Origin of the sequence: Leucobacter luti, assembly GCF_004217175.1 — a bacterium.
Classification (GTDB): Bacteria; Actinomycetota; Actinomycetes; order Actinomycetales; family Microbacteriaceae; genus Leucobacter; species Leucobacter luti.
In genome coordinates this window covers 242,582-267,994 of sequence record NZ_SHKI01000006.1, presented here as the reverse complement: position 1 = coordinate 267,994, position 25,413 = coordinate 242,582, and the positions used below count along the sequence as shown (strand labels likewise).

The 25,413-nt window shown below is 69.4% G+C and carries 22 protein-coding genes and 1 pseudogene; 9 read left to right on the top strand and 14 right to left on the bottom strand.

Translation table 11 applies throughout. The annotated features are described in order from the left end of the window. Nucleotides 1-15: 15 nt before the first annotated feature. Nucleotides 16-696 (bottom strand): hypothetical protein, encoded by a 681-nt coding sequence (locus tag EV139_RS12625; protein WP_130454695.1) that lies wholly within the window; start codon nucleotides 694-696, stop codon nucleotides 16-18. A 33-nt stretch (nucleotides 697-729) separates the two neighbouring features. Beyond that, nucleotides 730-1,536 carry a FadR/GntR family transcriptional regulator gene (locus EV139_RS12620; protein WP_241989054.1) on the bottom strand — a complete coding sequence of 269 codons (807 nt, stop codon included), beginning with the start codon at nucleotides 1,534-1,536 and terminating at the stop codon, nucleotides 730-732. 203 nt (nucleotides 1,537-1,739) lie between these two features. Here EV139_RS12620 and EV139_RS12615 point away from each other — a divergent pair, with 203 nt between their 5' ends. The 4 genes from EV139_RS12615 to EV139_RS12600 all read left to right on the top strand — a co-directional run bounded on the left by EV139_RS12615 (nucleotide 1,740) and on the right by EV139_RS12600 (nucleotide 5,980). Beyond that, nucleotides 1,740-2,822 (top strand): ABC transporter ATP-binding protein, encoded by a 1,083-nt coding sequence (locus EV139_RS12615; protein ID WP_130454693.1) that lies wholly within the window; start codon nucleotides 1,740-1,742, stop codon nucleotides 2,820-2,822. Between the two features lie 58 nt (nucleotides 2,823-2,880). Then, nucleotides 2,881-4,062, top strand: a complete 1,182-nt coding sequence (locus EV139_RS12610; RefSeq protein ID WP_130454692.1) for an extracellular solute-binding protein — start codon at nucleotides 2,881-2,883, stop codon at nucleotides 4,060-4,062. A 197-nt stretch (nucleotides 4,063-4,259) separates the two neighbouring features. After that, complete coding sequence (locus EV139_RS12605; protein ID WP_130454691.1) at nucleotides 4,260-5,144, top strand: ABC transporter permease; 885 nt, start codon at nucleotides 4,260-4,262, stop codon at nucleotides 5,142-5,144. 26 nt (nucleotides 5,145-5,170) lie between these two features. After that, nucleotides 5,171-5,980 (top strand): ABC transporter permease, encoded by an 810-nt coding sequence (locus tag EV139_RS12600; RefSeq protein WP_130454690.1) that lies wholly within the window; start codon nucleotides 5,171-5,173, stop codon nucleotides 5,978-5,980. A 324-nt stretch (nucleotides 5,981-6,304) separates the two neighbouring features. Here EV139_RS12600 and EV139_RS12595 read toward each other — a convergent pair whose 3' ends face one another. Beyond that, a complete protein-coding gene (locus EV139_RS12595) occupies nucleotides 6,305-7,192 on the bottom strand; it encodes a TetR/AcrR family transcriptional regulator (RefSeq protein ID WP_130454689.1) in 888 nt (295 codons plus the stop codon). 150 nt (nucleotides 7,193-7,342) lie between these two features. On the opposite strand from EV139_RS12595, the gene EV139_RS12590 reads away from it, so the two are divergent. From EV139_RS12590 to EV139_RS12580, 3 genes are read left to right on the top strand one after another with little or no spacing between them, the layout of a single operon-like run. Beyond that, nucleotides 7,343-8,755, top strand: a complete 1,413-nt coding sequence (locus EV139_RS12590) for an APC family permease (RefSeq protein WP_130454688.1) — start codon at nucleotides 7,343-7,345, stop codon at nucleotides 8,753-8,755. Between the two features lie 55 nt (nucleotides 8,756-8,810). Then, on the top strand, nucleotides 8,811-10,442 hold the full coding sequence (locus EV139_RS12585; protein ID WP_130454687.1) for an amidohydrolase: 1,632 nt from the start codon (nucleotides 8,811-8,813) through the stop codon (nucleotides 10,440-10,442). A gap of 39 nt (nucleotides 10,443-10,481) precedes the next feature. Continuing rightward, a complete protein-coding gene (locus tag EV139_RS12580) occupies nucleotides 10,482-11,903 on the top strand; it encodes an APC family permease (RefSeq protein WP_130454686.1) in 1,422 nt (473 codons plus the stop codon). A gap of 397 nt (nucleotides 11,904-12,300) precedes the next feature. Here EV139_RS12580 and EV139_RS12575 read toward each other — a convergent pair whose 3' ends face one another. Beyond that, nucleotides 12,301-13,701: an RNA polymerase sigma factor gene (locus tag EV139_RS12575; RefSeq protein ID WP_130454685.1), complete on the bottom strand. Its 1,401-nt coding sequence runs from the start codon at nucleotides 13,699-13,701 to the stop codon at nucleotides 12,301-12,303. 100 nt (nucleotides 13,702-13,801) lie between these two features. Further along, nucleotides 13,802-15,619 carry a putative Ig domain-containing protein gene (locus EV139_RS12570; protein ID WP_130454684.1) on the bottom strand — a complete coding sequence of 606 codons (1,818 nt, stop codon included), beginning with the start codon at nucleotides 15,617-15,619 and terminating at the stop codon, nucleotides 13,802-13,804. Nucleotides 15,620-16,004: 385 nt separating this feature from the next. On the opposite strand from EV139_RS12570, the gene EV139_RS12565 reads away from it, so the two are divergent. Both EV139_RS12565 and EV139_RS12560 read left to right on the top strand, forming a co-directional pair. Continuing rightward, on the top strand, nucleotides 16,005-16,793 hold the full coding sequence (locus EV139_RS12565) for an alpha/beta fold hydrolase (RefSeq protein ID WP_237465224.1): 789 nt from the start codon (nucleotides 16,005-16,007) through the stop codon (nucleotides 16,791-16,793). 217 nt (nucleotides 16,794-17,010) lie between these two features. Beyond that, nucleotides 17,011-17,256, top strand: coding sequence for a LapA family protein (locus tag EV139_RS12560; RefSeq protein ID WP_130454682.1), 246 nt, complete (start codon nucleotides 17,011-17,013; stop codon nucleotides 17,254-17,256). A 12-nt stretch (nucleotides 17,257-17,268) separates the two neighbouring features. Here EV139_RS12560 and EV139_RS12555 read toward each other — a convergent pair whose 3' ends face one another. The 9 genes and pseudogenes from EV139_RS12555 to rbsD all read right to left on the bottom strand — a co-directional run bounded on the left by EV139_RS12555 (nucleotide 17,269) and on the right by rbsD (nucleotide 25,411). After that, complete coding sequence (locus tag EV139_RS12555) at nucleotides 17,269-19,389, bottom strand: iron ABC transporter permease (protein ID WP_130454681.1); 2,121 nt, start codon at nucleotides 19,387-19,389, stop codon at nucleotides 17,269-17,271. Next, nucleotides 19,386-20,444 (bottom strand): ABC transporter substrate-binding protein, encoded by a 1,059-nt coding sequence (locus tag EV139_RS12550; protein ID WP_130454680.1) that lies wholly within the window; start codon nucleotides 20,442-20,444, stop codon nucleotides 19,386-19,388. The genes EV139_RS12555 and EV139_RS12550 overlap by 4 nt, the downstream gene beginning before the upstream one ends. After that, complete coding sequence (locus EV139_RS12545; RefSeq protein WP_130454679.1) at nucleotides 20,441-21,334, bottom strand: ABC transporter ATP-binding protein; 894 nt, start codon at nucleotides 21,332-21,334, stop codon at nucleotides 20,441-20,443. The genes EV139_RS12550 and EV139_RS12545 overlap by 4 nt, the downstream gene beginning before the upstream one ends. A gap of 150 nt (nucleotides 21,335-21,484) precedes the next feature. Next, entirely contained in the window at nucleotides 21,485-22,366 is an 882-nt protein-coding gene (locus tag EV139_RS12540) for an AraC family transcriptional regulator (RefSeq protein WP_130454678.1), read from the bottom strand. 93 nt (nucleotides 22,367-22,459) lie between these two features. Continuing rightward, nucleotides 22,460-23,284, bottom strand: a complete 825-nt coding sequence (locus EV139_RS12535) for a biotin--[acetyl-CoA-carboxylase] ligase (RefSeq protein ID WP_130454677.1) — start codon at nucleotides 23,282-23,284, stop codon at nucleotides 22,460-22,462. Nucleotides 23,285-23,376: 92 nt separating this feature from the next. Further along, nucleotides 23,377-23,880, bottom strand: a complete 504-nt coding sequence (locus EV139_RS12530) for a GntR family transcriptional regulator (RefSeq protein WP_241989062.1) — start codon at nucleotides 23,878-23,880, stop codon at nucleotides 23,377-23,379. 21 nt (nucleotides 23,881-23,901) lie between these two features. Further along, nucleotides 23,902-24,114, bottom strand: a pseudogene (locus tag EV139_RS16160) (GntR family transcriptional regulator); the annotation flags it as partial. An 85-nt stretch (nucleotides 24,115-24,199) separates the two neighbouring features. Continuing rightward, a complete protein-coding gene (gene deoC, locus EV139_RS12525; RefSeq protein ID WP_130454676.1) occupies nucleotides 24,200-24,901 on the bottom strand; it encodes a deoxyribose-phosphate aldolase in 702 nt (233 codons plus the stop codon). 54 nt (nucleotides 24,902-24,955) lie between these two features. Next, the gene (rbsD, locus tag EV139_RS12520) at nucleotides 24,956-25,411 is read right to left on the bottom strand and encodes a D-ribose pyranase (protein WP_130454675.1); all 456 of its coding nucleotides are present in this window, start codon (nucleotides 25,409-25,411) and stop codon (nucleotides 24,956-24,958) included. Between the last annotated feature and the right edge of the window lie 2 nt (nucleotides 25,412-25,413).

Sequence of the window (25,413 nt, the reverse complement as noted above, 5' to 3'; positions counted from 1 at the left end):
CCGCTCGTGGGCCGGTCAGCCTGCGACGACCGCGAGCGGGTATCGCGCTGAGCGCGCCGCCCGGGCGGTGGTGTCCGCGTGCCGGTCCCCCGTCTCCCACTCCGGGTCGCTCGACACGATCACCCGACCGTTTGCGTTGACGAGGGTCACCCCGCCAGCGAGATCCGGCAGGAGTGCTCGCTCGAGCGACGAGACGAGCACATCGGCGCAGATAACCCCCACAAAGTCGGCTCCGAGCGCGACCGGGAGCGCTGAGGTGACCGTGATCTCATTGGAGCAGAGGTAGTCGACGAACGGGCCGGCGACGTGGCGCTCCCCGGTGGCCTCGGGCACCCGGTACCACTCCAGCCGCACCAGGTCGATGGCCGCCTGCCCGGGGCCGAACGCCGATGACGCGAGCAGGCTCCGCTCAGCGCCCTGCCACCAGGCGAGCGGGTTCCCCTCGGAGACGATCTCGTCGCTCGCGCAGTATCCCGCGCCGTACAGCGGTCGATCGTGGGTGTCGAGCACCGCGTGCGCGTCCGCCTCCACGAGCGCGGCGAGCTGCGCGCCGGTCACCGGCCCGTCGGCAAGCGCGCCCGTGAGCCGCTGGCGCAGCAGCGGCAGCCACGCCTCCAGCGGGGCAAACACGCCATCGAAGAACGTTTCCGCCCGCGCGAGCGCGCGGTCGAGATCCAGGTCGAGCTGGTGCGCCACGGTTCTCCCCTCCCCACTGAGGTCGCCTCCGGGTCACTTGCCGCGGTTGCGAGCCTCCAGTGTCGCATGAACGGCCTCGGTCTGGGGAGCGGCGAGCAGCTCCGCGCGGAAGCCGACCAGCCAGCGCACCGACGTGCGCACCACTTCCCGCACCGCCGCGCGCGCCCCGGCCACGTCGCCGGCGAGGGTCGCGGCGATCTGCGCGACGAGCGCGTCGTGGGTGGCGAGCCGCGCGGAGCGGTCGAGATCCTGCAGGGCGAGCAGCGGCGTGAACTCGGTCTGCACGCGCACGTGCTCGTTCGTGAGCCGCACGGATTGGCTGAGCGCGGCGAGCTCAAGCTGCACCTCGGTGATCCGGCGCCGCCACGGCGCCCGCTCGAGGTCGCGCGCCTCGTCGAGGATCTGGGCCACGATCTCGAGTTCTTCTGGGGTTGCGCGCTGGCAGGCATACTCCGCGCATGCCGCGGAGATTGCCTCGTAGTGCACGCCGAGGTCTGCGAGCGCCACGCGCGGCATGGCCATGAGCGCCTGGGCGTTCACCTCCTCGACCGCGCCGTGGCTGGGCCGCACAAAGCTGCCGCCGTTGCGCCCGCGCCGCGTCTCGATGAGCCCGCGGTGCCGCAGCCCGCCCAGCGCTTCGCGCACGGTCACGACGGCCACGCCGAGCAGGGTCGAGAGCTCGGTTTCGCTCGGGAGCCGCTCCCCCTCGGTGAACGCCCCCACCGATATCGCCTGCACGATCCGGGACTCGACCAGTTCGGTGCGCCCCTCCTCGCCGATCGGCGCGAACGCGGCGATACGCAGCCGGCTCGGCGGCGAGTGCACAGGCGTTCCGCTCACGTGCCCCCTCCGTTCGGCGTCGAGACCCGTGTCGGATCTGTGTCGGGATCTGCGTCGAGTCTGCCACGTGCGGAGTGGGGATCCCCTGAGCCGCACCGTCATCGAATCGTGATCTTCGAAATCCCGACGAAACTTAAACCTATAAACCCATATGTTATGGTTCTTGACATTGGTTCGACAACGACGTTGAGGAGCAGCGCACCATGCCCCACCCCACCCCACACTCAGCAGACACAGACATCGCGGTGTCCGTGCAGGGCGTGCGCAAGCAGTTCGGCGAGCTGGTCGCGGTCAACGACCTCGACATCGACATCCGCGCCGGCGAGTTCTTCTCGATGCTCGGCCCCTCGGGCTCGGGCAAGACCACCGTGCTGCGCATGATCGCCGGGTTCGAGGAGCCCACGGCGGGCAAGATCCTGCTGCACGGTGCCGACGTCACCAAGTCGGCCCCCTTCGACCGCGAGGTCAACACGGTGTTCCAGGACTACGCGCTCTTTCCGCACCTCACGATCGCCGAGAACGTCGCGTACGGGCTCAAGGTGCGGGGGATTGGCAAGGCGGAGCGGGCCGCGCGCGTCGCCGCGGCACTCGAACAGGTGCAGCTCGCGCACCTCGGCACCCGGCGTCCCTCGCAGCTCTCGGGCGGGCAGCGGCAGCGGATCGCACTCGCCCGCGCCCTGATCCTGCGCCCGCAGGTGCTGCTCCTCGACGAGCCGCTCGGTGCGCTCGACAAGCAGCTCCGCGAACAGATGCAGTTCGAGCTCAAGCAGATCCAGCGCGAGGTCGGCATCACCTTCGTGTTTGTGACCCACGATCAGGAGGAGGCGCTGACCCTCTCCGATCGCGTCGCGGTGTTCAACGGCGGCAAGATCGAGCAGGTCGGCAGTCCACGCGAGGTGTACGAGTTCCCGCAGACCGAGTTCGTCGCCCGCTTCCTCGGCGTCACCAACTTCCTCAGCGGCGCACACGCCGAGCGGATCCTCGGCGAGTCAGGCGCGCACAGCGTGCGCCCCGAGCGCGTTGAACTCGTCGACCCCACGGCGCCGCTGAGCGCCGACGCGATCGCGGTGCCTGGCACGGTCGTTGAGACGGTGTACGCCGGCGCGCACACCCGCTACCTCGTCGAAACCGAGAGCGGGCTCCGCTTCATCTCAGAGCGCCAGAACACCGAGCTGCCGAGCGACAGCCCGTCCGTTCGCCGCGGCGACGCCGTCAGCCTGCGCTTTGCGCGCGCGCACGCCGTCGCGGTCCCGAGCCTCCCGGCCGCGGCAGCGGCTGCCGCATAGACCCGGCGGGATCACCCCGCCACGCACGACCCACCCACTGCTCGACAAAGGAGTTCCGATGCACAAGAAACTACTCGCACCCGCTGCCCTGGTGGCGGCGGTCGGCCTCGCCCTCTCGGGCTGCGCCTCCTCCAGCGGCGGCGACGCAGCTGCCCCCGGCGAAATCAAGATCGACGTCCCCGACGTGCCGATGATGGAGCAGCTCGGCGACACCGAGGACGAGGTCAACATCGTTGCCTGGTCAGGCTTCGTTGAGGACGCCTGGGCCAAGCCGTTCGAGGAGGCCACCGGCTGCACCGTCAACCGCAAGGTCGCCGCGACCAGCGACGAGATGGTGCAGCTCATGCGCACCGGCGAGTACGATCTCGTCTCCGCCTCCGGCGACGCGAGCCTCCGCCTCATCGTCGATGGCGGCGTGCAGCCACTGAACACCGAGCTGATCCCCAACTTCGGCGACGACATCGTCGAGGGGATGAAGGGGCAGCTGTACGACACGCTCAACGGCAACGTCTACGGGATCCCGATCGGCCGCGGCGCAAACATCCTGCAGTACGACTCCTCCGTGGTCACCGAGGAGCCGACCAGCTGGGACGTCGTGTGGGAGAAGGACAGCCCCTACGCCGGCAAGATCGCCGCGTACGACAGCCCCATCTACATCGCCGACGCGGCCATCTACCTGATGGAGCACGAGCCCGACCTCGGAATCACGAACCCGTACGCGCTCGACGAGACGCAGCTGCAGGCGGCCACCGACCTGCTCAAGCAGCAGAACGCGATGGTGTCCGAGTACTGGTCGCCCGCGACGAACGTCACCTCGTTCACCGGCGGCAACTCGGTCGTGGGCACCTCCTGGGAGGTGCTGCGCAAGGCCACGCAGGACGAGAAGTTCAAGAGCGTGCTCCCCGAGGAGGGCTCGACCGGCTGGTCTGACGCGTGGATGCTCGCGGCCGACTCGAAGAACCCCAACTGCGCGTACGCGTGGATGGATTACACGAGCGCGCCCGACGTCAACGGCCAGATCGCGATGAACTTTGGCATGGCGCCCGCAAACGCCGCGTTCTGCGAGACCAGCGATGAGGCGCAGGCCCACTGCGACTACTTCAACGCCACCGACGAGGACTACTTCAAGCAGGTGTGGTTCTGGACCACCCCGATCGACCAGTGCCTCGACGGCCGGAGCGACGTGCAGTGCACGAACTACCAGGACTGGACGAACGCCTGGGCCACGGTGAAGGGCTAACCCCTCGCCGCGGTGTGGTGCCGGCGGCGTCGCCGGCACCACACCGCACACCGCACACCGCACCACCGCAGCACCGCAGCTCCGCGCCGCCGCGCCGCCGCGCCTCAGCGGGGCATCGCCCCGCACGCGACCAGCACTCGCGCGGCCACCAGACCGCACCTCCGATCAATCCGCCTTCACAGCAGCGAGGAAGCACCGTGAACCAGCAGCCCGTTCTCGAACGCCGCCCCAAACCCCTCTCCACCGCACTGGCGAGGCACCCGCGCGCACGTCTCGCGGCCCTGCTCGCGCTGCCGATGACCTGGCTCGTTGGGGTCTACATCCTCTCGCTCGCGCTGCTGCTCATCACCGCGTTCTGGACCACCGACCCGTTCACCTCGCGCGTGAAGCCCGGCTTCACCCTCGAAAACTTCCAGCAGCTCGTCTCGGTGCCCGCGTACCTCGCGACCGCCGCGCGCACCCTCGGGATTGCGCTCGCCGTCACGCTGATCTGCGCGCTCGTCGCTGTCCCGCTCGCCGTGTTCATGGCGAAGGTCGCCGGGCCACGGCTGCGAGCGACCCTCGCGGTGCTCGTCACGCTGCCGCTGTGGGCCGGCTACCTCGTCAAGATCATCGCCATGCGCCTCGTCTGGACCGAGACCGGCTTCTTCAACTGGGCGCTCTCCCCGCTCGGGATCGAGGGGCCAGGCTTCGGCATCCTCACGGTGATCCTCACGCTCGTGTACCTCTGGTTCCCCTACATGGCGATCCCCGTGTACGCCGCCGTCTCGCAGATCCCCACGAACCTCTTCGACGCGTCCTCCGACCTCGGAGCCAGCGGGGCGCGCACCATCCGAACGATCATCGCCCCGCTGCTGCTCCCCTCGCTCATCGCGGGCTCGATCTTCACGTTCTCCCTCAGTCTCGGCGACTACATCGCCGCCATGTACGTCGGCGGATCGACGCAGATGATCGGCAGCATCATCGCGCAGAACATCAACCTCAACCCGCCGCTCGCCGCCGCCTTCTCGATCGTGCCGATCGTGCTCGTGGTCATCTACCTCACCGCGGTGCGACGCACCGGCGCGCTCAACAACCTCTAGCCCGATCCGGCTTCCGAAGGAGACCCATGCTTCGCCTGAATCGCGGCACCAAGATCGCGCTCGCCCTCGTCACCCTGGTGGCCCTCGGCTTCATGTACATCCCCCTGTTCGTGATCATCATGAACTCCTTCAACTCGGGCCGAGTATCCGGGTGGCCGATCCCCGGCTTCTCGCTCGAGTGGTGGGGCAAAGCGCTCGTGAACCCCGCCGTGCACGCCGCGCTGCTCAACTCGGTGGTCGTCGCGCTGATCGCCACCGCCTTCGCGCTCGTCCTCGGAACGCTGGCCGCCTTCGCTCTGCAGCGCTTCAAGTTCTTCGGGCAGCAGACCGTGAACCTGCTCATCGTGCTGCCCATCACCCTCCCCGGCATCGTGACCGGCGTCGCCCTCTCGAACACGTTCCACCAGGTGCTCAAGCCAATGGGCATCAACGTCGGCTACTGGGGCATGATCATCGCGCACGCCACCTTCTGCGTGGTGATGGTGTTCAACAACGTGATCGCCCGGCTGCGGCGCATGAACCCGAACCTGGAGGAGGCATCCATGGACCTCGGGGCGGGGATCGCGCAGACGTTCAGGCTCGTCACGTTCCCCCAGTTCCGCAGCGCGTTCATCGCTGGCGGCCTGCTCGCGTTCGCACTGTCGTTCGATGAGATCGTGGTGACCATCTTCACCGCGCCGCCGGGGGTAGAGACGCTGCCGCTCTGGATCATGAACCAGATGGCGCGGCCGAACGAGGTCAACCAGGTCAACGTCGTGGCAACCGTGATGATCCTGCTCTCGCTGATCCCGGTCTACTTCTCGCAGAAGGCGTCCGCCGCGGGAGACGCGAAGTAGGGCTGTTCTTTTCCACTCGGCTTTCAGCCACTTTCCCCTACGACCGTCCCCACCCCCTTTCCCTGCGCCCTCCCCCTTTGCTGTGCACCCTCCCCCGCGAGTCCCCTCCCCAGCGGGTCCCCTCCCCGGCGGGTCCCCTCCCCCCTCCCCCGCCAGTCCCCTCCCCTTCCCCCGCGAGCGTGCGGCTTCGTCACGAGCGTGCGGCTTCCCTCGTGGTGTGAAGCCGCACGCTCGCGAGGGAATCCGCCACTCGTCGGGGAGTCAGCGCAGCGCGGAGTCAGCGCAGCGCGGAGTCAGCGCAGCGCGGAGTCAGCGCAGCGCGGATCAGCGGCGGGGGCGGCTCCCGGCCTCGGCGGGCGCGAGCCCGAGCCCCGCGTACTCGGCACGAAAGCCGGTGAACAGCGCCCGGAGGCCCAGCTGGAACGATGCCTCCGCGGGCCCCTCACCTCGTGCGGCGAGCCGTTCGGCCCGGCTGCGGTACGCCTCCGAGAACGCGGGCACATCGGTGCGCGGGCCCGGATCGAGCATGTCGTCGTCGGCCGCGAGGTCGAGCGCCGAGCCAAGAATGAACGACTCGAGCGCCACCATGAGCGTGAGCGCCCGGTCGGCAGGCCAGCCGCCCCGCATGAGCGCGGCGATGACGGTGTCGTACATCCGCGAGGTCACGGAGTCCTCTGAGAGCGGTAGCACCGCGAGGAGCGCGATCGTGGGCGGGTGCGCGGCGAATGTGCGCCGGTACCCCACGGCCCACTCGGCGAGCGCCACATCCCACGGCTCGCGCGCAAACATGTCGACCGGGATCCGATCGCTCACGAGTTCGCGCACGCCGGCGACGAGTTCGTCTTGCCCGGCGACGTGGTTGTAGAGCGCCGAGGGACGCACACCGAGTTCCTTCGCGATCGCCCGCATCCCTACGCCGTGCGCACCCACCTCATCGATCAGGCGCAGCCCGGTCTCCAAGATGAGGCGGCGCGACAGCACGCTCGTCTTGGGTCGACCGGCGCGCCGCTTCGGCGCGGTGGCCCCGGATGCCCCGGAAGCAGCGCCAGCTCTCGGAGCCGAGCCAGATCTGGAAACCAGTTCGGCAGGAACGGCGCCGTCGCTGTCGTCGCGCCCGGCGGCCGCGGCGCTCGCAGCACCAGCGCCGGGAGCGTTCGTTCGTTCGTCGCCCCCCAGGTCCCCACCTCCGGGCTTCTTTGCCGTTGTCGACATATCTTTCCTCCGTGGCCCAGCTTGCCATGATTTCTGCGGTGAAATTTTCACGAAGTCGCGCTGGAGCAGTTTTCGTACTATTCTCAACCCGATCGTAAACGAACCCTGTTCATTTACGACGAAGTTGAATTCCGCGTCAAAGGAGATCCAGTGAGCGAACCCGCCGCACGAAACGGCCTCAAACGAGAACTGGGCCTGGGAGGCCTTGTCCTCTTTGGTCTGGCATACATGGCGGTCGCCACCGTGTTCACCACCTACGGCATCGTGAACCAGGTCACCGACGGTCACCTGCCGCTCGCCTACGTTGTTGCGCTGCTCACCATGCTCTTCACCGCAAACAGCTACGCGGCGATGGTGCGTCGCTACCCGGTCGCGGGCTCGGCCTACACCTACACGCAGCAGGCGTTCGGCGGCGGCGCGGGCTTCCTCACCGGCTGGGTGCTCCTGCTCGACTACCTCTTCATCCCGATGATCAACTTCATGATCCTCGGCCTGTACGTCAGCACGCAGTTCCCCAGCATCCCCGCGCAGCTCGTCGCGCTCGTCACGCTCATCGCCGTGTTCGCGTTCAACGTGCTCGGAATCACGCTCGTGAACAAGCTCAACATCATCATCGTGAGCATCTCGGGCGCAGCGGTCATCGTCTTCGCGGTGTTCGCGATCAAGACGGCGATCGCCGATCCGAACGCGCCTGGGATCCTCGACCCGTTCATTCCGGGCGCCGAGGGCTTCAGCCCGATCTTCACCGGCGCCGGCATTCTGGCGCTCTCGTTCCTCGGCTTCGACGCGGTCTCGACCCTCTCCGAAGAAGCGAAGCACCCGCGCCGCGACATTCCCCGCGCGATCATCCTCACCGCCCTCATCGGCGGCGCCATCTTCATCTTCGTCTCGTGGGTGGGCGCGCGCGCCTACCACCTCGACGATTGGTCGCAGGCCCCGCGCGAGCTCATCGACGCCGCGGGAATCGTGCTCTCCCACCACGTTGCGGGTGAGTGGCTCGGCCTGCTCTTCGTGCTCTTCACCGTCGCCGGGTGCTTCGGATCCGGCCTCGCCGGCCAGGTCTCGGTCGCGCGCATCCTGTACTCGATGGGCCGCGACGGCACGCTGCCCAAGCCGCTCGGGATCCTGTGGAAGCGGTTCGGCACTCCCGTGGTCGCCGCAGCAACGGTCTCCGTGTTCGCGCTCGCAAGCCTCTTCCTCACCCTTGAGCAGGCCGCGTTCATGATCAGCTTCGGCGCGCTCGCCGCCTTCGCGATGGTGAACCTGTCTGTGATCCGCGTCACGTTCTTCCCGAAGAACGGCGAGCGCACCGAGCGGTCCGTGAAGAACATCATCCTGTACGCGGTCTTCCCGCTCGTGGGCTTCGCGCTCACGATCTGGCTCTGGACCTCGCTCGAACCGCTGACCTGGGTCGTGGGCGGCATCTGGTTCCTGATCGGGCTCGCAATCCTGATCGGCAAGACCCGCTTCTTCCGCCGCCCCGTACCGCGCATGGACTTCTCGGAGGGCCCGGCCACCGAGGTAGTCGACGCGATGGTCGAGACGTCCACCCCCTTCAAGTAACCCCAGGGGGCCTCGGCCCCGCCTCCACCCACATGAGCAGCAAGGACGCAGTCACATGAGCATCACCGTATTCACCGGCGGCACCGTTCTCGTCGATCCAACGCACGCGGGAGCCCCGCTCACGAGTGATGCGATCGCGTTCGTGGACGGCCGCGTCATCGCTCTCGGCGCCGACGCGGTTGCGCACGTGCTGGAGGCGGAACCCGCGGCCGCCCATGTCGATCTCGCCGGGGGCACACTCGCTCCCGCGCCGGGCGACGGGCACGCGCACCCGATGCTCGGCGGGGTCGAGGCGCTCGGGCCTGCAATTCGCGCGGCGGCAGACAAGCAGGGAATCATTGACGCGGTCGCCGCGTGGAAGGCCGAGCACCCCGACGCGGAGTGGATCGTGGGCGGCAGCTACGACGCCACGTTCTCGGAGGGCGGCATGTTTGACGCCGCTTGGCTCGACGAGGTGACGGGCAACACCCCCACGATCCTGCGCGCGTGGGACTACCACACGGCGTGGGTCAACTCGGCGGCGCTCGCGGCGGGCGGGATCACTGCGGACACCCCCGATCCGGCACTCGGCCGGATCGTGCGCCGCTCCGACGGATCGCCGCTCGGCACGCTGCAGGAGGCCGCGGCGAACAACTTCCTCGCGGACGTGGTGCCGAACTTCACCCTTGCCGAGCGGCTCGACGCGATCGACCGTGCCACGAGCGAGTACGCGGCGCTCGGGATGACCTGGGTGCAGGACGCCTGGGTGGAGCCCCGCGACATCGAGGTGTACCTCGCCGCGGCCACCCAGGGCCGCCTGCACACGCGGGTCAACCTCGCGTTCCGCGCCGACCCGGCGATCTGGCGCGAGCAGCTCGCCGCGTTCGAGGCCGCACGGACCACCGTGCGGGAGCTGGGCGCCGAGCGCCTCAGCGGTGAGACCGTCAAGTTCTTCGTCGACGGCGTGATCGAGAGCCACACCGCGGCGCTCCTCGAACCGTACGCGGATCGCCCCGAGGACACGGGGCTGCCGAACTGGGACACCGCCGAGCTCGCCGCGGCCGCCACCGCGTTTGATGCGCTCGGCTTCCAGCTGCACCTGCACGCGATCGGCGACGCCGCGAACCGCAGCGCCCTCGACGCGCTCGAGGCGGCCACCGCCGCGAATCCCGCGCGCGAGCGACACCACGTGATCGCCCACGTCGCGCTGCTCGATCCCGCGGACGTGGACCGCTTCGCGAAGCTGGGCGTGATCGCCAACTTCGAGCCGTACTGGGCGCAGTGCGACGCGGTGATGCGCGATCTCACGATCCCGCACCTCGGCCAGCCGCGCGATGAGTGGCAGTACCTCATCGGTTCGGTGCACCGCAGCGGGGCGACCGTCTCGTTCGGCAGCGACTGGCCCGTGACCACGATCGACTGGCGGCCCGCCGTGGCCACCGCGATCACCCGCCACAGCCACACCGAACCGGGTGCGGACGCCTGGCTCCCGGACGAGCGCATCGACGCCGCAACCGCCTACGGCGCCTATACCACCGGCATCGCCCGCCAGGCGCTTGCCGGCGGCTCCCGCGGCACCCTCGCGCTCGGCCGCGAGGCGGACGCCGTGTGGCTGGCCGCGAATCCGCTCACCATCGCCCCGGAATCCATCGCTGATCTCGCGGTTCTCGGCACGTGGCTCGCCGGAAATCGGACCTTCACCCCATAATTCACCGTAGTACCGTTGCACCGATTCAAAGGAGACGTCGTGAGCACATCAACCCAACCGGAACCGCGCCTGAAACGGTCGCTCGGCCTCGTGGGCCTCACCCTGTTCGGGGTGACCTACATGACCGTGATTACCGTCTTTACGACGTACGGCATCGTCAACCAAACCACGGACGGGCGCCTCCCCGCCGCCTACATCGTGGCGGTGGTCACGATGCTGTTCACCGCGGCGAGCTACGGCGCCATGGTGCGACGCTACCCGGTTGCGGGATCCGCTTACACGTACACGCAGCAGTCATTCGGCGGCGCCGCGGGCTTCCTCACCGGCTGGGTGATGCTGCTCGACTACCTGTTCATCCCGATGATCAACTTCATGCTGATCGGGATCTACCTCAACACGCAGTTCCCGGCGATCCCGGTGTGGGTGTTCACGCTGGTGGCCCTGCTGCTCGTGCTGCTCTTCAACATTCTCGGCATCAACCTCGTAAACAAGGTCAACGTCGCGATCATCGCGCTCTCGGTGCTCCTCGTGGTGATCTTCATGGTGCTCGCGTTCAAGCACGCGTTCGGCGGCAGCGCCGACGTCAGCCTCATCGAGCCGTTCACCTTCGGTGAGGGCGGCATCGGCGCGATCGCCTCCGGCGCCGCGATCCTCGCGCTCTCGTTCCTCGGCTTCGACGCGGTGTCGACGCTCTCCGAGGAGGCGAAGCGCCCCCGCAAGGACATCCCGCGCGCAATCGTGCTCTCGACCCTCGTGGGCGGCCTGTTCTTCATCCTCGTCTCGTGGGCCGGTGCCGTCGCCTACCACCCCGACTGGGCGTCGCTCACCCCCGGCGAGATCGAGGCAGCCGGCGTCACGGTGATGAACAACATCGGCGGCGAGGCGTTCACGGCGTTCTTCGTGGCGGTCTACGTGGTCGGCGCGTTCGGCTCGGGCATGACCGGCCAGGTCTCTGTCTCGCGCATCCTCTACGCGATGGGCCGCGACGGAATGCTCCCCAAGCCGCTCTCCCGGCTGCACCAGCGCTTCGGCACGCCCATCGTCGCCGCGATCGTCGTCTCGGTGTTCGCGCTGTCGAGCCTGTTCCTGTCGCTCGAGACCGTCGCGTTCATGATCAGCTTCGGCGCGCTCGCCGCGTTCGCGATGGTCAACCTCTCGGTGATCCGCACGTACCTGTTCCCGAAGGGCGGCCGGCGCGAGCCGCTCACCGCGCGGAGCGTCCTCGTGCACGGCGTCGCCCCGCTCATCGGCTTCGCGCTCACCATCTGGCTCTGGACCTCCCTTGAGCCGGCCACCTGGCTGGTCGGCGGGATCTGGCTCGTGATCGGCGTCGTCATCATCGCGATCGTCACCGGCGGCTTCCGCCGCGCGGTCCCGAAGATGGACTTCTCCGAGGGCGATCCGACGACCCAGCAGATCGACGCGCTCGGCGAGGAGTTCCCGCTGGAGGGCACCCGCTAGTCGGAGAATTGCACGCAGCCGACCGCCCGGAGCCGGGGCACCCGAGAGGTGCGCCGACTCCGGGCGGTCGCTCGGTGCGGGGCGGGAGGTTCGCAAGCTGCTTGTCGCCACAGGAGGCGCAGGCGACGCGGCGCCGCGGCGGCTTCGCCGGCACCGGGCGACGCAGGCGACGCAGGCGGCACCGGATGGGGCGGGAATGCCCTGGGGCATTCCCGCCCCTGACACCGGGGAGTGTGTCTGTGGTTTGGGGGAAACCACATCGCTCACTCTCGTGAGCGGCACATGGGGGTGTGCACTGATCACAACGAGAGCCGGACCAAAACCTGTCGCCAACGTTCGCCATCCCAGACGTGGCGGGGCCCCGGCGCCCCGCACCGCACCGAGTTCGGCGCGCTCGCTACTCCGCCACGGCGCGCACGGTCTGCGCGTCTGGCGTCACCTGACCCTGCGCGAAGCCGCTGATCTCGCGCCCTTCATGCGTCGATCTCAGCGTGAGCGTGTAATCCCCAGCTGCCGACACGCGGGTATCTGTCAGGCGAAAGGTCCCGTCGAGCACATCGCCGCTCTCGCACTCCGCACCGGCCCCTGTCGCACGACACTTCCAGCCAGCTGGCATCTGCTCAATGGCGAGCCCCTGGGGGAGCTCGAGAACCACTCGGGAGTCGCTCAGAGAAGGCGAGAGGTCGACGGAAAGTTCGGCCACACTCGAACTGAGTTGCTGCGCGGTGACGGCGAGCATCGCGTCTGCGCCGGGTTCGTCCGCGGGCGAGATCCCAGCGGAGAGCAGCGCCGGGAGCGACAGCACCATCGCCGCACCGCCGATCACCACCAGGCCGACCGGGAGCAGGCGTACCAGCGCCGAACTCGCCCCGCGGAGCCGGGGCACAGCATGAGCCGAAGAACCAGCCTCGGTCTCGACCGCCCCTGAGACCGCGGGGGCGAGCCGACCCGCGACCTCGGGGGCCCCGAGCTCTCTCGCCTCAGGCGATCTCGACTCCGGCTCGGCCGCCTGCGCTCCGACGGGTTGCGCGAAATCTGCGAGCACCAGGAGCGTCGTTACTCCGAGGAGTCCCGCCATCGCCGCAAACCGGCCCCAGACCGATCGGCACCTGGGGCACGATCGAATGTGTTCCATTCCGGCCGAGGGGGCAGCGGCAGCCACGTCGTCGACGACGATCTCTGGCAGCGCGTCGGCGGCAGCCCGGCATGCCTCCGGCGCGTCTTCCTCGAGCATGACACGAAGGGTCGCCCGCCGAAGGCCGAGGCGTGAGCGCCGAGTGAGGGAGTAGACCGCCGATGCGGGGCGATCCAACTCCACGGCCAGCTCGGCCGGTTTCCTGCCGTCAATGATGATCCCGCGGAGAACCGCCTGCTGTGGAGCCGACAGTGACGCAAGCGCACTGCGCACGTAGCCGTACTCACGGTGCAGGTCGACCGCCCGGGTGGTCAGCTCCACCGGCGGTAACTGCGACTCGTCCTCATCGAGACCGACCACCCGCGAGCGGGGAGACCTGAACTCGTCGACGACCCGATTGCGCATCGACTGCACCAGGTAGGCGTGTGCCTTGGCGGTCGGCCCGGCGCCCCTGGACCAGAGCACGAGCAGCGCACTGATCGCTTCGGCGGCAAGATCCTCCGGGTCGAGTGCGCCCTTCGCGAGCCAGCGCGCCTGGGCATTGAGGGGTCCGAGGCTGCGAGCGCAGAACTCGGCAGCCGCGTCCCGATTGCCGCGGTTCGCCTCGAACGCGAGCCGGTCGAGCTCGGCCCACTCGGCGCTCAGATCATTCGTTCTAGACACGGTGTGTTTCCCCACTGACTCCCCGAGCGCTCACTCGGATTCGGAACGTCAAGGGCGGGTGCCCCCGGCACCCGCCCTCGACGATCCGCTGTGTGTCCGGTCAAGCAGCGAGCTTTCGCCGAACCAGCATTCCGGCTCCAACCAGGGCGAGCGCGCCGCCAACGGCGAACGGCTCCCATGGCACCTCGTCGCCGGTGACCGCGAGACTCGCCCCCGCGGCTCCCGGCGCTATGGCGGCCGTCCCGGTGTTGCCCGGCTGCCCCGTCCCGGGGGTCTCGGGCGTGGTTCCCGGAGTGGTCCCGGGGTCCGTCGGCTTGGGCGTCACGGTGGGCGTCGTGCCGATGTCAAGCGGCTCGGATGTTGCCGAAGCGGTGGCCGCGCAGCCCGACGCCGCGGTTGCCGTGACGGTGAGTGCTCGCCCCCGGTCCGCGGCGGTCACCACATATGTGTTTTCGGTCGCCCCCGGGATCGCGACTCCGTCTCGCTGCCACGTGTAGGTCACCGAATCCGGTGCCGGTACCCACGTTCCGGATGCGGCGGAGAGCGTCTTCCCCACTGCAGCCTCACCGGAGATGGTGACGGTGCCAGGCGCGAAGCTCTGTGCGCTCACCGTCAGTGCAACACTGACCGTGTCGAGGGAGGTGTCCGCCTGGGGAGCCACGCCATTGAGCGCGCGCACCACGACGGTGTAGTTGCCCGGGGTGACAGCTGTGCCCGAGATGACCCCGGTTTCACTGTTGAGGGTCACCCCGGCCGGGAGTTCACCACTGACGAGGCTGAACCAGGTGGGGGTCGGGGTTCCCGTGACGCTCGGGGTATCCGCGGTGAAGGGAATGCACGTATCGAGCGCGTAGCTGGACGCGGTGGTCAGCACCGGCGAGTGAATCAGGTCGAGGGCGGCGATGCCGATGAACGGGTCGATCGCTTCTTGCTGCTCAGGTTCGCCGTAGAAGTACCCGACGACGTACACCGTGCCGTCTGCGTCGGCGGTCACGCCGACCGTGGACATCGGCTGTACGGGAGAGTATGCAGCCCCGCCGCGGCTCGCGACCGCCGTGCCTGGACCGCTCAGATCCGCGAGCTCGCGGACCACAATATCTCCGTTATCGGTGGTGGTGTACACCTTCCCGTCGCCGCCGAGTGTGGCCTGCGACACGCCATCCGCGGGGTACGAGAGGAGCCCGGTGCCGTCGAGCGACACCGTCTCGATCTTTCCATTGCTCCCCCAGAGCAGGCGTCCGTCCGGGGTGAGGTTCAGTTGGAAGGCCGTGCCAGCGATGTCGCTCCCGGGAATGGGTGTTGGGGTCACGACACCGGTACCAGGGTCGAGCGTGATGATTCGCGGGTCGACGTAGTTCGGGTCGATCATCACGAATTTCCCATCGGCGGTCTGGACCAGGCCGACGAGGCCGGCGTAGCCGGTGAGATCAAACCGAGCGAGTTCAACGCCCTCGGCAGAGAACTGGACGAGCACTCCGTCCGATCCGGAGCCAAGTACCCACACGGTTCCATCGCTCGCGGCCCAAATCCCCGTGGGGTAGGAATCGTACACCGGGTCCTCTCCGGCCTCGGTCGTGAGGATGCCGAAGTTCCCGAGCGCCTCCCCGGTCTGGGGATCGAATCGGCGCACCAGCGCGGAACTCCCCGACGAGTAGTTTGCGATCGCGTACATCGTGCCGTCGGTACCAAACGCCACGTTGGTCGCGGTCGAGAAACTGGCGTAGGGCTCCTGCCCCTCCGGGGTCGAGTACGTCGTGTCCCAGTGATGTGAATAGCGATACTCGCCGTCCGCGCCGATCGCCACGGGCTCCGCGGCGACGGCGGGCACGGTGGAGCCCACGGCAAGTATGCCGGCGAGGAGGGCGGTCGCGGTGACGAATCGCCACCGCGGTTTCCCCGCCTGGTGAGTGTGCTGCATGAACTGCTCCCTGCGTCAAGTTGTGTAAGTCGAGCGTGATCTGTCCAATCGGACGTGGAATCTCACTTCGCGCAACACGACGCCCCCCGGATGAACACGAAACACACGCCAGGCTTGGCGCTGCTTCATGTGTTCACATCGCATTTACGCACTGATTCCACACGCTTCCTATCAACGTGTCAACAGGCAAAACCTGTCGGCGCTCGCCGAAATCTCAGGTGCGCGGCGTCGCTTCCACATGCCGCGCGCCGTCGCTGAGGCGTGAGCGACGTCACCCGCCTGGTCAGCAGCCGGGGCTCCCAATATCTCAGCTTGGGACCCCGGGACCCCGGGAGCCACCACGCGGCATAGGATGAGACAGCGCTGCGGCGCAGGGAGGACACGGATGGGCGACACGGAGGTTCGGGGGGCTCGGCTCTACACCGAAGTCACTGGACTCGGCGCGCCCCTGCTCGTGTTGCACGGCGGGTTCTGCTCGCTCGAGTCGCTCCGCCCCGTTGCGGCGGCGTTGCAGGCAGATCGCCGCGTCTACGCATATGAGCGGCCGGGGCACGGCCGCACGGCCGACACCGCCACCGAGTACGACTACGCACGCGACGCCGGCGACGCCCTCGCGTTCCTCGACGCGCACGGCATCGAATCGGCCGAGGTCATCGGCTACAGCGACGGGGCGATCATCGGGCTGCTGCTTGCGCGCGATCACCCCGAGCGCGTGCGCGCGCTCGTCGCGATCAGTGGCAACCTCGACCCGTCGGGCTTCAGCGGGGCGCCCGAGGCGGCCGGGATGCCGACACTGCGGGATCGGACGCCGGAGCCCACCACGGAGCAGCAGGGCACGGCCGACGCCGCAGCCGAGCCCAGCGCCGAGCAGCTGCACTACGCAGCGCTCTCACCGGACGGGCCTGCGCACGCCGAGGTGGTGCTCGATAAGCTGTTCCGACTCTGGACCACCTCGCCGCCCATCCCGGAGGACAGCCTGGGGGTGATCACGGCGCGCACGCTCGTGATGTCGGGCGACCGCGACTCAATCCGTCCGGATCACAGTCTCCGCATCGCCGCGGCAATCCCCGGCGCGCAGCTCTGCATCGTGCCCGGAGCCACGCACGGCCTCGTCACGGAGCGCGCGGCGCTCGTGAGCCGCCTCGCCCGCGAGTTTCTGCTGGCTCAGGACTAGAGCACCGGGCGCACGCCGCCGGTGCGCGCGGGCGGGCACGCACCGACGGGCACGATCCGCTGGTCGAGCTCCCAGCCGCGCCCGGCGAACTTTGTGAGATCCACCCTGTTCGCATGCTCATACGCACCTCTATGCTGGGGCATACACAGCGGATAGTTCCGCTGTGGGCCGCGCCACGGTGCGTTGCCGTTCAGCGAATGATCCAGAGGAGCAAGCAGTGGCGAGTAGCGAGCCAGCGTCGCAGGAGACGCAGTCACGGAACAACACGCGCATCATCGTCGCGATCATCATCACGGTGGTCGCGCTCGCGTTCGTCTTCTCGAACGTTGGCTCGGCGACGCTGCGGTTCCTCTTCCTCCAGTTCACCATGCCGGCGTGGGCCTGGTTCCTCGCCGTGCTCGCCGCGGGCGTGGTGATCGGCTCACTCTTCCCGTGGTTCCGCCCCAAGCGGAAGAACCGCTAGCTCGATCCGCGCTCAGGGGCGCGACCGCCGCAGCAGCCACACGAAGTACGGCGCCCCCACCAGCGCGATCATGAGTCCGGCTGGGAGCTGAGCCGGCGAAATCAGCGTGCGCCCGAGCGTGTCCGCGACGCACACCAGCGCGCCACCGAGCAGCATCGCAACGGGGATGATGCGCCCGTGCCGCGCCCCAACGAGCGCGCGGGCAAGGTGCGGCGCGATCAGACCGACGAAGCTCACCACGCCGACCGCGACCACGCTCACGGCGGCGAGCACGGCCGCGATCCCGAGCAGCACGATGCGCGATCGTTCAAGCGGCACCCCGAGGATCCTGGGGGTATCGTCGTCGATCGCGAGCAGGTCGAGCCGGCGGCGCAGCATGAGCAGCACCGGCACCGCGATCACGAGCGCGATCGCGACCGGCACCACGTCGGGCAGCGTGCGCCCGTACGTGGTTCCCGAGAGCCAGGTGAAGATCCGCGGCGTGTCCCACGGGTCGGCCCGCAGCAGCAGGAACGTGCTCACGGCGCTGATCCCGTAGCCGCAGCCGATGCCGACGAGCACGAAGCGATCCGGCAGCAGCCCGCCGCGCCAAGAGAGCAGTGCAATCACCGCAAAGGTCGCGAGCGCGAGACCCACAGCCATCGCGATCAGCGTGAGCCGCCCGCCGCCGAGCCCCGAGGTGACCACGATCACGGCCCCCAGCCCGGCCCCGGCGGTGATCCCGAGCACGCCGGGCTCCGCGAGCGGGTTGCGCACGGTGCCCTGGACCACGCAGCCGGCCAGCGCGAGGGCGGCCCCGCCGAGCACCGCGGCGGTCACCCGCGGGGCACGCTCGTCGAGCGCGCGCGCCACGAGGTCTGGCGCGCTGCCCTGCACCCAGAGCGCCAGGTCGCCCGTTTGCAGCCAGAGGCTCCCGGCGAGCAGTCCCACCGCGGCCACGGCGACGAGCAGCACCGCGGCGGCACCTGCCGTGATCCGGAACCGGCGGCCCGAGCGCGCGCCCACCCGCGCCTGCGGCGGCTGCCGGATCCCACCGGCGTCGCGCAGGCGCAGCGCGAGGATCACGATCATCACGCCGCCCAGCAGTGCGGTGGGGACGCCGGTGGGGATCGCGGACGCACCCTCAGCCCCGAGGATGGCACGCAGCACCGCATCGGCGACGATCACGAGCAGGGCACCGAGGAGACCGGACGCGGGGATCAGGAGCAGGTGCCGATTGAGCCCGCGCACGCGGGCGGCGATGAGCCGGGCGACCACGGGCGCCGCGAGGCCAACGAACGCGATCGGCCCGGCGAGCGTGACCGCGGTAGAAGTCAGCAGCACGGCGCAGGCGATCGCCACGAGGCGCGTGGTGCGCACCGGAACGCCGAGCGCTGCCGCGGTGTCGTCACCGAGCCGGAGCACGTCGAGGCGGCGCGCACAGAGCAGCGCGACGCCGCAGACCACGGCGATGAGCGGCGCCGCCCGCAGCGCCGCGTCGATGTTGAGCTGCCCGAGAGAGCCGCTTCCCCAGGCGAACAGCCCGGTTGTGTTCTCACGGAAGAGGATGAGGAGCATGGCGGTCGCGGAGTCGAGCGCCATCGCCATCGCCGAGCCGGCAAGAATGAGGCGCGTTGTGGCGCCGACCGCCGCGCGACCGGCCAGCGCGAGCACCGCGAGCGCAGCGATCATGCCGCCGGCAAACGCGACGAGCCCAGACGCCCACAGCGGGATCGAGAGCCTGAACGCGGCGACGAGCGCGAGTGCGAAGTACGCTCCGGCGGTCACCGCGAGCGTGTCCGGAGCCGCGAGCGTGTTGCGCGTGACCGACTGGAGCAGGGCTCCGGCGGCGCCGAGCGCGAACCCGACCGCGACCCCGGCGAGGAGCCTGGGCAGGCGCGATCCAGCGAAGACGTCGGCGACCGGCACGCCCCCGACGCGCTCCCCGGATCCCGCGAGCGCGCGCAGCAGGTCCCAGCCGCCCACGCCTGAGGTGCCCTGCGTGAGGTGCCACAGACCGGCCGCGGCGACCGCGAGGAGCAGCGCGAACAGCACGCCGATCGCGGCGGGAAACCCGCGCCGGCCGCGCGGCCCGGTCGATCCGGTCGCGGCCGGGGCCGCCGCGGGCGCGGCCCCGGTGCGCGACCGGGTCACTTGGCGGTCAGGATGTCGACGTAGGCGTCGATCGCCTGCTGGTTCGACAGCGGGCCGCCTGCGCCCCAGACACCGGCGGGGAACGGCTGCGCCCGCCCGTCGGCGACCGCGGGCAGCGCGGTCCAGATCGGGCTCTTCTCGAGCTCCGTCACGTAGCTGTCAGGGGTGTCATCGTTCGAGTAGAAGAGGTTCGCCTCACCCACGGCGGTGAGCCCCTCGATGTCGGTCTGCGCGAGGCCGTACGCGGGGTCGACCCCACCGTCGCCGTACGCGTCGTTGATCTCGTCGGTCCAGGCCGAGGTGAGCCCCAGCTCTTCGCCGAGCGCGGTGAACAGCGCACCCTGGCCGTAGGGCCGGATCACCACGTTGCCGCCCTCGATCCACCCGTCGAAGAACAGGAAATCGCGCGTGGGCAGGTCTACCGCGGCGACCTCCTGCTGCGCGGCGGCGAGGTGCTCGTCGAACTCGTCGAGGACCACGTCGGCGCGCTCGGTACGGCCGGTCGCCTCCGCGATTGTCGAGAACACGTGCTTCATGTTGCCGATCGGGTCTGCCCCGTCGGCGCCGACCGTGGCGAGCACCGGTACGTCGCGCCTCTCGAGCTGCGCGATCAGCTCGTCGTCGGCGCTGAACGCCTCGACGATGATGAGGTCGGGCTCGGCGGCGTAGAGCGCGTCGAGGTCCGGTTCGCCGCGCGTGCCCACGTCGACGACCCCCTCGGGGAGCGGCTCCGCCTGCACGTATGTCTCGTACCCGGCGACGTCGGACACCGCGACGGGCGCGACGCAGAGCGTGAGCGCGTCCTCGATCTGCTGCCACTCGAGCACCGCGACGCGCTCGGCCGGACGATCGAGCTCAACGGTGCGACCGACGCCGTCGGTGATCGTGACCGGGTCGGTCGAGGTGGCGGTCGTGTCATCGACGCATGCCTGGGACGTTGCCGCGGGCGCGGCACCGGACGGACTCTCAACGGTGGTGGTGCCGCAGCCGACGGCGGTCAGCGCGACGGCGGTCAGCGTGGCCGCGGTCAGGATCAGGCGGGGGGCGCGGGTCATTGGCGTTCCTCTTTCGTGGGTGGTGGTGTCTGTGGGCGAGCGCCGGAGCTGCGGCGGCCGATCGGGTCAATGCGAAGCAGGCCGGTCCGCGGATCGGGCGCGACCTCGACCCGGATCTCGTAGACGTCGGAGATGTGCGGTCCGGTGAGAACCTCAGCCGGCGAGCCGGATGCGTACACCGTGCCGGCGCGCAGCAGGATCACGCGGTCGGCCACGCGCGCCGCGTGATCGAGGTCGTGCAGCACGATCCCGATCGCCACGCCGTGCTCGTCGGCAAGCTCCCGGACGAGATCGAGCGTCTCGAACTGGTAGCGCAGGTCGAGGTGGTTCGTGGGCTCGTCGAGCAGCACGACCCCCGTTTCCTGCGCGAGGCAGGCGGCGAGCCACACGCGCTGCATCTCGCCGCCGGAGAGCTCGCTCACGGAGCGCTCGGCCATGTCCGAGACGCCAGTCACGGTCGCGGCACGGTCGATCGCCGCGGCGTCCTCCGGTGTGAGCCGCCCGAATCCCCGCCGGTGCGGGTGCCTGCCGAACGCGATCACCTCGCGCACGGTGACGCCCTGTGGGGCCGGCCGCGACTGCGAGAACAGGGTCACCTCACGCGCGAACGCCCTCGCACCGAGCAGCGCCGCGTCGCGCGCGTCCGCCTCGGGCGCGGAGAGGGTCACGCGACCGCCGCGGGGCCGGTGGAGCCGCGCGAGCCCGCGGAGCAGCGTCGACTTCCCGCTACCGTTGGGGCCAACGAGTGCGGTGACACGGCCCGGCTCGATCTCGAGCGTCACGCGGTCAACCACCGGGGTGGCGCCGTAGCGAAGTTGGAGGTCCTCCCCCGCGAGGGTGGCGCCGTGCTGCGGGCGGCGGCTCAGCGGCGGCTCGGGTGTCGGGGGCATGCGTCCATTCCGTGGGTGCGGTGCCGGCGCGACGCAGAGGGATCGGTCGCTCCGGAACTGCGCCGAACCGACACGATCATCGACGACGCGCTGGGGAGGTAAGGGTTACCTTGCCTTGATCAGATTAATGACTCGGGGCGCTGTCCGCAATCAGGATGGAGAGACAGGCGATACGGATTTCCGGCCACGCTCGACGTACGCGCCCGGCGTCTCCCCCAGCACGCCGCGGAACGCCGCGATAAACGTGCTGGTCTGCGCGTAGCCGAGCCGGGCCGAGACCGCGCGCACCTCGGCCCCCGCGGCGAGCAGTTCGAGCGCGAGATGCACTCGGAGCACCATCCGCCACCGCGCGAATGACAGCCCCGTCGCCTCGCGGAACGCGCGCGTCACCGTCCGCGCGCTCACCCCCAGCTCGCGCGCCCACTCGTCGAGGCCGCGCACGTCAGCCGGGTCGGCGAGCAGCGCGGTGGCGATCGGGTCGATCCGCGCGTCGCCCGGCACCCGCAGCGCGAACCCCTCCGACACCGGTTCGAGCACGTCGAACACAACCGCCTCGGCCCGCGCCCGCGCGGCGGCATCGAGGTCGGGCCGCGCGAGATGCTCCAGCAGCGCCTCAAGGAGCGGGCTCATCTCCGTCACTGCCGCACCCGCGAACGCCGTCGGTGCGAGTCCCGGCGCAAACACCGCCGTGAACAGCTCGGCGCGCGCGGTGAGGCGGCCGCCGTGCTGCACCCCGGCGGGGAGCCACAGCCCGCGCCCCTCCGGCACCGTGAAGATCCGCCCCGCGGCCCGCACCGACATCGTGCCACCGCGCGTCCAGACCAGCTCGTCAGCCTCGTGCGTGTGCGGCTCCCACTCGAGGGGCTCGCCGGCCGTCTGCGATCCCGAGAGGATCGTGAACTCGTGCGGCACCCGATCCCAGGATGCGTCGGCACCCCGCAGCACCGTGCCCGGCTCGCGCGCCCACGCCGCCGCCGCGGCTGCGGCCCCGGGAATCGCGCGATCGCGGGTGTCTGGGGTCGCGTTCGCCATGCCGACGAGTGTACGGGTCGTTGCGCGGCGCGGACTGGTCACCGGCTCAGGTCCCGAGACCCGACTCCCTGTCACCCGGCGCCCCGCGCCCGACTACCGCAGGTGCTCGACGTCGCCGGCCGACACCGTGAGTCTGCCGCCCGTGGGCAGGTCCACCACCAGCGCGCCGTCGGCGGCGAGCTGCCGCGCCCGCCCGTCGACGATCTCGTCGCCCGGCAGGTGCACCCGCACCTCCGAGCCCAGAGTGAGCGAGTGCCGCGCCACGCGCGCCCGGGCCGCGCTGGGGTTCGATGCGGCGAGCGCGAGCAGCTCGCGGAGCGCGGTCACGTAGTCACTCAGGATGGTGTCCGCGAGCTCCGTGCCCGCCGGATCGAAGACCGTCACAGCCCCGCCAACGTCGGCGCCGGCGGCGAGCAGCGACGAGGCGCGGCCGGTCGGCAGCTCTTCCTCGGGAATCAGCAGGTTGATGCCGGTGCCGACGACGACCGCGCCGTCTGGGAGCACCTCGCAGAGGATCCCACACAGCTTCTGCCCCGGTCGCCCCGCGATCGCGTCTTCCTCGTCGCGCACGTGCACATCGTTCGGCCACTTCACGCCAACGCGCATGCCGGGCCCGAAGCGGCGCTGCAGCGCCGTGCTCATCGCCGAGCCGACGAGCAGCGGCAGCCAGCTCAACCCCACGCCGGCGTCGGCACCGCGCACCAGCACCGACACCGCGAGCGACTGCCCGGGCGGCGTGACCCAGCCGCGGTCGAGGCGCCCGCGCCCCGCCGTCTGGTCGGAGGTGAGGAGCATCGTGCCGTCGGGCAGTGGCGCATCCGCTGCCCGCGCGAGCTCGCGCAGCTCAGCGTTCGTCGAGGGCGAGCTCTCCCGCCAGATCACGCGCGGCAGCAGGTCCGAGGTGCGGGTGAGTTCCATGAGTCAACGGTACCGCGTGGCACGGCGCCCTTCGCCTCGCTATTTCCGGGCTCCGAGACATTGAGAGCGGAACACGGCGCGATTCAAGGAAGCTATCGCCGAGAGAGCAGCGAGGTGACGCGCAGGCGACCGCTGTGGATCCACACGTCGGAGTACTCCACTGGTCGATCATCAGCGAGGTATGTGACCTGCTGGAGGTACTGCACCGGCGCGCCAGGCTCAAGCCCCAGCGCTGCAGCGATCTCACCCGATGCTGGCTCAGCACTGAACGTCCGCCGCGCGTTCCCGATGCGGAGCGCGTACTCGTCTTCCAAGACGCCGAACAGGCTGAGCGTCACGAAATCACGCTGCTCAATCCCCGGCGCAATATCGGCGCGCACGTAGTTGTGCAGCAGTGCGACGGGGCCCTGCTCCGTGCGCCGCAGTCGGGCGAGACGCAGCACCTGCGCACCCGGCGCGAGGTCAAGCAGCGCCGCCACCGGCTTCAGTGGCGCAATGAGCTCGCACGCAAGTACCTCTGTTTCGGTGACCACTCCGGCTCGCGCAAAGTCTTCGGTCAGGGTCGAGAGCTTCTGCGCAATCGCTGGCTCGATCACCGTTGAGGTAACGAATGTGCCTCGCCCTCGAACCTGCCTCAGCAGTCCCTCGGCAATCAACGTGTGTAGCGCGCGCCGAAGCGTCCCCCGGCTCACACCGCACTCCCGAGCGAGCTCGGGCTCACTCTTCAGCCGGTAGTGCGGTGGCCACTCGCCCTGCGTGATATTCCGCCGAAACCGGTCCGAGAGTTGGGCGTGGATCGCCACTGGCGCGTCACGGTCGATCGTCGACATGGTCACCTCACTATTGTCTCCTGCAGTGTACGCGCACGCGGCGCGGGGGTGCCGCCTCGGCAAGGCTGCCAAGGCGGCACAGTGCCTAATAGCTGCTCGTGCTCTCGTCACCGGTGTCAGTGATGATCTGCAGGCCCGCGCTGGTGCCGAGCAGCACCGCGCCCGCCCGAAGCAGACCGAGCGCCTGCTCGTAGGTCTTAATCGACCCCGACGCCTTCACCTGCACGCCAGGACGCGCGCGCTCCACGAGGTATCTCACGCTCTCCGGGTTTGCAGTCTCGATGTCGCCGCTGCTCGCGTTCTTCAGAAACGCTGCCCCCGCTTCCTGTGCGAGCTCCACCGCGATCTCGCGCTCGGCCGGCGTCAGCAGAGGCAGCTCCAGCATCACCTTCACCGGAAGGCCACTGGCACGCACCACACCAGCGATATCCTCGCGGAATTCGTCATACATTCCGCTCTTCAACCAGCCCAGCTGCACGCCCATGTCCAGCTGGGTGGCGCCCTGCGCGGCGATCGCTTCGGCCTCCGCCGCCTTCCCCGCGCTCGTCATCACCCCAACGGTCGGGAAGTCGAGCGCGGAAGCGATCCCCACCCCGGTCCCGGCGAGCTCAGACGCGACAAACGACACCCACGACGCTGACACCATCGCTGCATTGAAGCCGTTTTCGACCGCCTGCTTTGCGTGCTCGGCCATGTCCTCACGGGTGACACCCGGCTCGATGCGCGTGTGCTGGATGTACGGGGCGAGTTCGGCCGGTGTGAGCGTCAGCTCCTGTGTACTAGACATTCTTGGGTACCTATTTCTTTCTGTTATACGGAAGTTCAGTCGAAAAGCAGCTGTTCAGAGCTTCGCCGCGTAGTACGGGGGTGCGATGACGCCGTCCCCGCCAAACCACTTCGGGACATCCACGCCACACACGAGACCGACATTGCCCCACGGCTCGAACGCGCCAGTTCGCACGATCACTTTTGCCTGCCGCGCCAGTTCGCCAAGCATGTCCGCGTGGGTTCGGGTGGAAAATCCGGCATCAGTGAACTCCGCGGTGAGCCACTCGTCGAGGCGAGGATTGTTCGTCACCACGTCTTCAGCGCGCACCACTCCCTCGACGATGATTTCGCGCGCAATGAGCTCGAGCACGGTGCGCAGATCGGGAAGATCCTGCGCGATCGCAAGGTCGACCCTGTGCGCATCGCGGGGGATCGGGAAGCCAGCGTCGACAACCAAGATCAGGTCGGTGTGGCCCAGCGTCGCAAGGGCGGCGCTCAGCCGGTCGTTCAGAATGCCATGGCGTTTCATGG

What these genes read in the sequence shown, in the direction of transcription:
- EV139_RS12615 (WP_130454693.1), top strand. Translation starts at nt 1,740, where the DNA reads ATGCCCCACCCCACCCCACACTCAGCAGACACAGACATCGCGGTGTCC.
- EV139_RS12610 (WP_130454692.1), top strand. Translation starts at nt 2,881, where the DNA reads ATGCACAAGAAACTACTCGCACCCGCTGCCCTGGTGGCGGCGGTCGGC.
- EV139_RS12600 (WP_130454690.1), top strand. Translation starts at nt 5,171, where the DNA reads ATGCTTCGCCTGAATCGCGGCACCAAGATCGCGCTCGCCCTCGTCACC.
- EV139_RS12595 (WP_130454689.1), bottom strand. Translation starts at nt 7,192, where the DNA reads ATGTCGACAACGGCAAAGAAGCCCGGAGGTGGGGACCTGGGGGGCGAC.
- EV139_RS12585 (WP_130454687.1), top strand. Translation starts at nt 8,811, where the DNA reads ATGAGCATCACCGTATTCACCGGCGGCACCGTTCTCGTCGATCCAACG.
- EV139_RS12570 (WP_130454684.1), bottom strand. Translation starts at nt 15,619, where the DNA reads ATGCAGCACACTCACCAGGCGGGGAAACCGCGGTGGCGATTCGTCACC.
- EV139_RS12565 (WP_237465224.1), top strand. Translation starts at nt 16,005, where the DNA reads ATGGGCGACACGGAGGTTCGGGGGGCTCGGCTCTACACCGAAGTCACT.
- EV139_RS12550 (WP_130454680.1), bottom strand. Translation starts at nt 20,444, where the DNA reads ATGACCCGCGCCCCCCGCCTGATCCTGACCGCGGCCACGCTGACCGCC.
- EV139_RS12545 (WP_130454679.1), bottom strand. Translation starts at nt 21,334, where the DNA reads ATGCCCCCGACACCCGAGCCGCCGCTGAGCCGCCGCCCGCAGCACGGC.
- EV139_RS12540 (WP_130454678.1), bottom strand. Translation starts at nt 22,366, where the DNA reads ATGGCGAACGCGACCCCAGACACCCGCGATCGCGCGATTCCCGGGGCC.
- EV139_RS12535 (WP_130454677.1), bottom strand. Translation starts at nt 23,284, where the DNA reads ATGGAACTCACCCGCACCTCGGACCTGCTGCCGCGCGTGATCTGGCGG.
- deoC (WP_130454676.1), bottom strand. Translation starts at nt 24,901, where the DNA reads ATGTCTAGTACACAGGAGCTGACGCTCACACCGGCCGAACTCGCCCCG.
- rbsD (WP_130454675.1), bottom strand. Translation starts at nt 25,411, where the DNA reads ATGAAACGCCATGGCATTCTGAACGACCGGCTGAGCGCCGCCCTTGCG.